This window comes from Huijunlia imazamoxiresistens (genome assembly GCF_037132455.1).
GTDB lineage: Bacteria > Bacteroidota > Bacteroidia > Chitinophagales > Chitinophagaceae > Flavisolibacter > Flavisolibacter imazamoxiresistens.
Window position 1 is genome coordinate 1 of sequence record NZ_JBBBEI010000102.1, and the last position, 833, is coordinate 833.

Annotated in this window: 1 protein-coding gene; it reads left to right on the top strand. The window is 49.2% G+C overall.

The annotated features are described in order from the left end of the window. The coding region (locus V9K67_RS27050; RefSeq protein ID WP_336728254.1) for a transposase at window positions 1-741 on the top strand (741 nt) is incomplete at its 5' end. Between the last annotated feature and the right edge of the window lie 92 nt (window positions 742-833).

Consider the following 833-nt stretch of genomic DNA (forward strand, 5'->3'; position numbering starts at 1 on the left):
AACGGGCAGTTTGTGGCGGGCTATTCCATTCATCAAAACACTACGGACACCAATACGCTGATCCCTCACCTGGAGCAACTCAAGGAGCAATATGGCGAACTTCCTCAAAATCTTACTGCTGATGCGGGCTATGGCAGTGAAGAGAACTACCAATGGCTGGAAGAGCAGGGCATAGAGGCCTATGTGAAGTATGGGAACTTTGACCGCCAGCAGAACAGCACCATTCAGGGTAAAACTCCTTTTTCTCCCGATAAGCTCTATTACAATAAGGAGCAGGACTACTTTATCTGCCCCATGGGTCAGCGCATGGATCGCATCGGCACAGGCAGCAGAACTACTACCACAGGCTTCAAGCAGACCGTCAGCCGTTACGGGGCTAAGAACTGCGAGGGTTGTCCGCTCAGAGGGGTATGCCATAAGAGCCAGGGCAACCGGGTCATAGAAGTAAACCATCGCCTGGGTGAGTTGAAAAGCAAAGCGAAGGAGCGCCTGTTAAGCGAGGAAGGGGTCAGGCATCGAAAGCGCAGGTGCTGTGATGTGGAACCGGTATTTGGAAACATTAAGCAAAACCATCATTTTAGGAGGTTTATGCTCAGGGGTATCAAAAAGGTGGGGGTGGAAACCGGCTTATTGTTGCTGGCGCACAACTTAAGGAAGAAAATGGCTGCAAAAGAGTCGGAACCGGGCAAAACCGGGGTGAAAAGTCTTGAAAATGGCCATTGCTATCACCTGGCTGCCTAATACCAACAGTTACCACTTCAAAATACAATAGCCCCTATATGGCTTAATAAAAAAAGAGGCTGCCTCAAAAATTGCTTTTGAGACAGCCTCTT